Raw genomic sequence first — 6,050 nt, forward strand, 5'->3', positions numbered from 1 at the left:
GGGAGGGCAACCATGCCGAAAGAAGCCCGTCCGAGCACCGGAGAGCAGGCCAAACAGCATGCGCTCGCGCAGCTGCGGCAGGCGATCCTGCACGGCGAGATGGCACCGGCCCAGCGGCTGGTGGAGAACGAGCTCGCCGAGCAGTTCGGTGTGACGCGGGCCAGCATCCGCGCGGCGCTCATCGATCTGGAGTCCCAGGGACTCGTCGAACGGATCCGCAACCGCGGCTCGCGGGTGCGGGTGGTGACCGTGGACGAAGCGGTCGCCATCACCGAGTGCCGCATGGTCCTGGAAGGACTGTGCGCGGCTAAGGCGGCCGTCGCGGCCGACGACGACCAGCTGATCGAGCTGACCGACCTCGGTACGGCCATGACCAAGGCCGTCGCCGACGGTGAGCCGGTCACCTACTCCGAGCTGAACCACGAACTGCACGTCCGCATCCGGGAGTTCTCCGGCCAGCAGACCGCGCAGCAGCTGCTGGAGCGGCTCAATGCCCAACTGGTGCGTCACCGCTTCCAGTTGGCGCTGAGGCCGGGCCGGCCGCAGCAATCCCTGAACGAGCACCTGACCATGATCGAAGCGATCCGGGCCAGGGACCCCCAGGCGGCCGAGACGGCCGTCCGCGCCCACCTCACCAGCGTGATCGAGGCGCTGCGCGACTGATCACGGCTGCGCGGGGCGGGCGCCCACCTGTCACCAAGGAGATCCGAGAATGACCCAGCCCAACGCGCCCGCCGGCCCCCCACGATCGACCCTCGTCGTCACCGCGCACGCCGGGGACTTCGTGTGGCGGGCGGGCGGCGCCATCGCCCTGGCCGCCTCCCGCGGGGAGAAGGTCACCATCGCGTGCCTGACCTTCGGCGAACGCGGTGAGTCCGCCAAGGCGTGGCGCGAGGGCAGGAAACTCGACGAGATCAAGGCGATACGCCAGGACGAGGCCGAGCGCGCCGCCGCCACCCTGGGCGCCGAGGTCCGCTTCTTCGACGCCGGCGACTACCCGCTCGTCGCCACCGCCGAGCTGACCGACCAACTAGTCGCCGTCTACCGCGACACCCAGCCGGACGTCGTCCTCACCCACCCCACCGAGGACCCGTACAACGGCGACCACCCGGCCGCCAACCGTATGGCGCTGGAGGCCAGGGTTCTCGCCCAGGCCATCGGCTACCCGGGCGAGGGCGAGATCATCGGCGCCCCGCCGGTCTTCTACTTCGAGCCGCACCAGCCGGAGATGAGCGGCTTCAGGCCCGAGGTGCTGCTCGACATCACCGACGTGTGGGAGACCAAGCGCAAGGCCATGGAGTGCCTCGGCGCCCAGCAGCACCTGTGGGACTACTACACCGACCTCGCCGTGCGCCGGGGCGTCCAGCTCAAGCGCAACGCCGGCCCGAACCTGGGCCTGGCGCACAAGACCATGGCCGAGGCGTACATGCGCCCCTACCCGCAGATCGCGCAGGAGCTGGCATGAGCGGCGTGATCGTCACCGGCCCGCCGAAGGCGGAGCTGAAGGACGTCGACGCGCTGGCCGGCTTCGGGGTGGCCACGGTCGGCGAGGCGATGGGCCGAACGGGCCTGCTGGGCCCGGCGATCCGCCCGATCCAGCAGGGGGTACGGGTCGCCGGCACCGCCGTCACCGTGCTCAGCTGGCCCGGCGACAACCTCATGATCCACGCGGCCGTCGAGCAGTGCGGCGAGGGCGACATCCTCGTCGTCACCACCACCTCCCCGTCCACCGACGGCATGTTCGGCGAGCTGTTCGCGACCGCGCTCCGGCGGCGCGGGGTGCGTGGCCTGATCACCAACGCCGGAATCCGTGACACGCAGGAACTGCGGGACATGGACTTCCCCGCCTGGTCGCGGGCGGTGTCCGCGCAGGGCACGGTCAAGGCCACCGGCGGCTCGGTCAACGTGCCCGTCGCGATCGACGGCCGACTGATCCGCCCGGGCGATGTGATCCTCGCCGACGACGACGGTGTCGTGGTCGTGCCGCGCGAACGGGCCCGCGCCACGGCGGAGGCGTCCGAGGCCCGGGAAGCCAAGGAGGCCCGCTCTCGTGCGGCCTTCCTGGACGGCGAACTCGGCCTGGACCGGTACGGGTTGAGGGACACCCTGAAGCGGCTCGGCGTCGAGTACAAGACGTATGACGAGTACGTGGGTGAGCCGTCCGAGGAGCATGTGGGGGAGTCGTCGTGACCCGTGTGCCCGAGGCGCTGCCCTGTCTGCTGATGCGGGGCGGCACCTCCAAGGGCGCCTACTTCCTCGCCGAAGACCTCCCCGCCGAACAGGCCCTGCGCGACCAGCTGCTGCTGCGGGTCATGGGCAGCCCCGATCCACGCCAGATCGACGGCCTGGGCGGCGCGCACCCGCTCACCAGCAAGGTGGCCGTCGTCTCGCCCTCGGCCGACCCACGCGCCGACGTCGATTACCTCTTCCTCCAAGTCGCCGTCGACCGGGCAGTGGTGAGCGACCGTCAGAACTGCGGCAACATACTCGCCGGCGTCGGACCGTTCGCCGTCGAACGCGGACTGGTCACCGCGGGGGAGGAGGAGACCACCGTCCGGATCCGCATGGTCAACTCCGGCGACCACGCGACGGCGACCTTCCCCACGCCGGGCGGACGTGTGGACTACACCGGCGCCGCCGAGATCTCCGGGGTGCCGGGCACGGCCGCGCCCGTGGTGATCGAGTTCCCGCCGGGCACCGGCCCGCTGCTGCCCACCGGCAGCGTCCGGGACGAGATCGACGGTGTGGCGGTGACCTGCGTGGACAACGGGATGCCGACGGTGCTCATCGCGGCGGCCTCCCTCGAGGTCACCGGCCATGAGCCGCCCGGGGACCTGGAGGAGAACGTCGCGCTCGCCGACCGCCTGCGCACGATCCGCCTGGCGGCGGGCCGGCTGATGGGCCTCGGTGACGTCTCGGACACCACCGTGCCCAAGCTCACGCTGCTCGCCGCGCCCCGCGACGGCGGTGCGGTCAGCACCCGCACCTTCATTCCCGTGCGCTGCCACCCCTCCATCGGGGTGCTCGGTGCGGCCAGTGTCGCGGCAGGCCTGCGGATCGAAGGCGGTGTGGGCGCGGAGCTGGCGATGGTCGACGCCGGCCGTGACCGGATTCGCATAGAACACCCCACCGGATTCCTGGACATCGAAAGTAGCCTCGAAACGCCCCCCGACGGTCTCCCCTCGGCCCGCCGCACCGCCGTGGTACGCACGGCCCGGAAGATCTTCGACGGCACCGTCTTCCCCGGGCCCGCCGAGACGGCCCCCCTGTCCGCACGCTCCCTTGGAGGTCAACGATGACTCCGCCGCTCGGCGACATCGCCCACATCGGCCACGCCCAGCTCTTCACCCCGGACCTGGACGCCAGTGTCGGCTTCTTCACGGACTACCTGGGGCTCACCGTCAACGGGCAGGACGGCGACACGGTCTACCTGCGTACCTTCGACGACTACGAGCACCACAGCCTGGTGCTCACCGCCCGTGCGGAGCCGGGCCTCGGCCGGCTGGCCCTGCGCACCTCCGGCGAGGAGGCCCTTCGGCGCCGGGTCGCGGCGATCGAGGCGGCGGGCGGCACCGGCCACTGGGCGGAGGACGAACCCGGCCTGGGCAAGCTGTACGTCACCACGGACCCGGACGGCCACGAGCACACCCTGTACTGGGAGAGCGAGTACTACCGGGCGCCCGACGAGCTGCAGCCGGCCCTGAAGAACCAGCCGCAGGCCAAGCCCAACCGGGGCGTGGGCGTACGGCGTCTGGACCACATCAATTTCCTCGCCGCCGACGTGCTCGCCAACTCCGAGTTCCAGCAGACCCTGCTGGGCGCCCGCCCCACCGAGCAGATCCGCCTGGACACGGGGAAGATCGCGGCGCGCTGGCTGACGTACACGAACAAGTCGTACGACGTCGTCTACACCTCGGACTGGACCGGCAGTTCCGGGCGGCTGCATCACATCGCCTTCGCGACCGACACCCGCGAGGACATCCTGCGGGCGGCCGACCTGGCCATCGACAGCGGGGTGTTCATCGAGACGGGCCCGCACAAGCACGCCATCCAGCAGACGTTCTTCCTCTACGTCTACGAGCCCGGCGGCAACCGGATCGAACTGTGCAACCCGCTCACGCGCCTCGTCCTGGCCCCCGACTGGCCGCTCGTCACCTGGACCGAGGAGGAGCGCAGGAAGGGGCAGGCCTGGGGTCTGAGGACGATCGAGTCGTTCCACACCCACGGCACACCACCCGCGCGCTGAGCTTCGCTCTGAGGCTTCGCTCTGAGCTTTCGCTCTGAACCTGTGTTCTCAACCTGTGTTCTGAGCCCGTTCCCCGGGTGCGCAGGGCGCCGGACCAGCGGTCACTGGATTGTCGATGAGATTGTTGACAAAAGTGTTGACTCTCTCGGAGTGGATCCTTAGCGTCTTGCGCACACCGGGTCAGCCGCACGAGCCGCGCCGGCCCTCTTCACTCGTCCCCTCCAGGGAACGCCTCCTGGACGAGAGGAAACAACGATGTCCTCCTCCCCCGCGCTGTCCGCCCGCGGCAGCAGACTGGCCCTCCTGGTCGTCGGTCTGTGCTGGCTGGCCGTGCTCTTCGACGGTCTCGACATGTTCATCTACGGCTCGGTGCTGCCGCACCTGCTGGAGACGAAGACCTTCGGCCTCACCCCGGACACGGCGGGCGACCTCGGCAGCTATGCCACCTTCGGCATGCTGATCGGCGCCCTCACCGCGGGCACCGTCGCCGACCGGATCGGGCGCAAGAACCTGATGGTCGGTTGCGTGATCCTGTTCTCGCTGGCCTCCGGCGTCTGCGCGACGGCGGGCAGCGTCGAGGTGTTCGGCCTCGGCCGGACCCTGGCGGGCGTCGGCCTCGGCGGCCTGCTGCCCACCGCGATCAGCATGGTCTCCGACTACGCCCCGCGCGGGCGCGGCGCCCTCGTCATCGGCCTGCTGATGACCGCCCACCACGCAGGCGGCATCCTCTCCGCCTACGTCGCCAAGTGGCTCATCGACCCGGTCGGCTGGCGCGCCGCGTTCTGGGTGTGCGTGCTCCCGCTGCTGTTCGCCCCGGTGCTGGCCAAGCTGCTGCCCGAGTCGCTGAGCTTCCTCGTCGCCAAGGGCCGCACCGACGAGGCCCGCGAGCTGGCCACCCGCTACGACGTCGAACTGCCCGCCGCCAAGTCGGGCAAGCAGGGCGCGGCCGACCGCTGGAACGCGCTGAAGGACCTCTTCCGCGGCGGTGAGTGGACCCAGACCCTGCTGTACTGGCTGGCCTCCTTCGGCGGTCTCCTCCTCGTCTACGGCGTCGCCACCTGGCTGCCCACCCTGATGCGCGCAGAGGGCTACGGGCTCGGCTCGGCCCTGTCCTTCGTGGTCGTCTTCAACCTCGGCGGCATCGTGGGCATGCTGGCCGCCGGACGCGCCGCAGACCGGTTCGGCGCCCCGCGCATCTCCGCGATCTGGTTCGCGCTGACCGCCGTCGGCGTGTTCCTGCTCAGCGTGCACATGCAGACGACGGTGACGATGATCGTCGTCTTCCTCACCGGCGTCTTCCTCAACAGCGCCCAGACGATGATCTACGCGACGGTCTCCATCCGCTCCGCCGCGGACAGCCGGGCCACCGCCGTCGGCTGGACCTCCGGCATGGGCCGCTTCGGCGCCGTCTTCGGCCCATGGCTGGGCGGCCAGCTGCTCGCCTCGAACCACGGCGACTGGGGCTTCACCGCGTTCGCCCTCGCGGGCCTGTCGTCCATGGTCTTCATCGGCATCGCCGCGCTGCGCAGCTCCCGGCAGGCACCCCGCAGCGCTGGTCAGGAACTGGTCGGAGCCCACTGACCGGCCCACTGACCGGCCTGTGGCGCCGCCGCGGGAAGGAGCGGCCGCCGGCCACCGCACGGGATGCGGGGCCGGCGGTCGGTGTTCACCGGGCTCCCGCTCCCGCTCGGGGTGCGGTCGCGGTTGGCCCGGGGGGCCCCGGCCCGGGCGGGGGGGGCCGGGGGAGCCCGGGAGGCCCCGCCCGGGGGTGGTGGGGGGGGGGGGGGGGCCGGGGCGCCCGCAC

At 71.3% G+C, this 6,050-nt stretch carries 6 protein-coding genes; all 6 read left to right on the forward strand.

What is annotated here, in order from left to right; translation table 11 throughout:
* Positions 1–12: 12 nt before the first annotated feature.
* The 6 genes from ACFWBB_RS28245 (at position 13) to ACFWBB_RS28270 (ending at position 5,827) form a co-directional block, all read left to right on the forward strand.
* On the forward strand, positions 13–663 hold the full coding sequence (locus tag ACFWBB_RS28245; RefSeq protein WP_385277906.1) for a GntR family transcriptional regulator: 651 nt from the start codon (positions 13–15) through the stop codon (positions 661–663).
* 49 nt (positions 664–712) lie between these two features.
* Positions 713–1,465 carry a PIG-L deacetylase family protein gene (locus ACFWBB_RS28250; RefSeq protein ID WP_385277908.1) on the forward strand — a complete coding sequence of 251 codons (753 nt, stop codon included), beginning with the start codon at positions 713–715 and terminating at the stop codon, positions 1,463–1,465.
* Positions 1,462–2,190 carry a 4-carboxy-4-hydroxy-2-oxoadipate aldolase/oxaloacetate decarboxylase gene (locus tag ACFWBB_RS28255; RefSeq protein WP_385277910.1) on the forward strand — a complete coding sequence of 243 codons (729 nt, stop codon included), beginning with the start codon at positions 1,462–1,464 and terminating at the stop codon, positions 2,188–2,190. The genes ACFWBB_RS28250 and ACFWBB_RS28255 overlap by 4 nt, the downstream gene beginning before the upstream one ends.
* Complete coding sequence (locus tag ACFWBB_RS28260; RefSeq protein WP_385277912.1) at positions 2,187–3,299, forward strand: 4-oxalomesaconate tautomerase; 1,113 nt, start codon at positions 2,187–2,189, stop codon at positions 3,297–3,299. Before ACFWBB_RS28255 ends, ACFWBB_RS28260 begins: the two co-directional genes overlap by 4 nt.
* Entirely contained in the window at positions 3,296–4,246 is a 951-nt protein-coding gene (locus ACFWBB_RS28265) for a VOC family protein (RefSeq protein WP_385277914.1), read from the forward strand. The genes ACFWBB_RS28260 and ACFWBB_RS28265 overlap by 4 nt, the downstream gene beginning before the upstream one ends.
* 255 nt (positions 4,247–4,501) lie before the next feature.
* A complete protein-coding gene (locus ACFWBB_RS28270; RefSeq protein ID WP_385277916.1) occupies positions 4,502–5,827 on the forward strand; it encodes an MFS transporter in 1,326 nt (441 codons plus the stop codon).
* Positions 5,828–6,050: the final 223 nt, after the last annotated feature.

Source organism: Streptomyces sp. NPDC060000, assembly GCF_042737375.1.
In the GTDB taxonomy this organism is placed as follows: Bacteria; Actinomycetota; Actinomycetes; order Streptomycetales; family Streptomycetaceae; genus Streptomyces.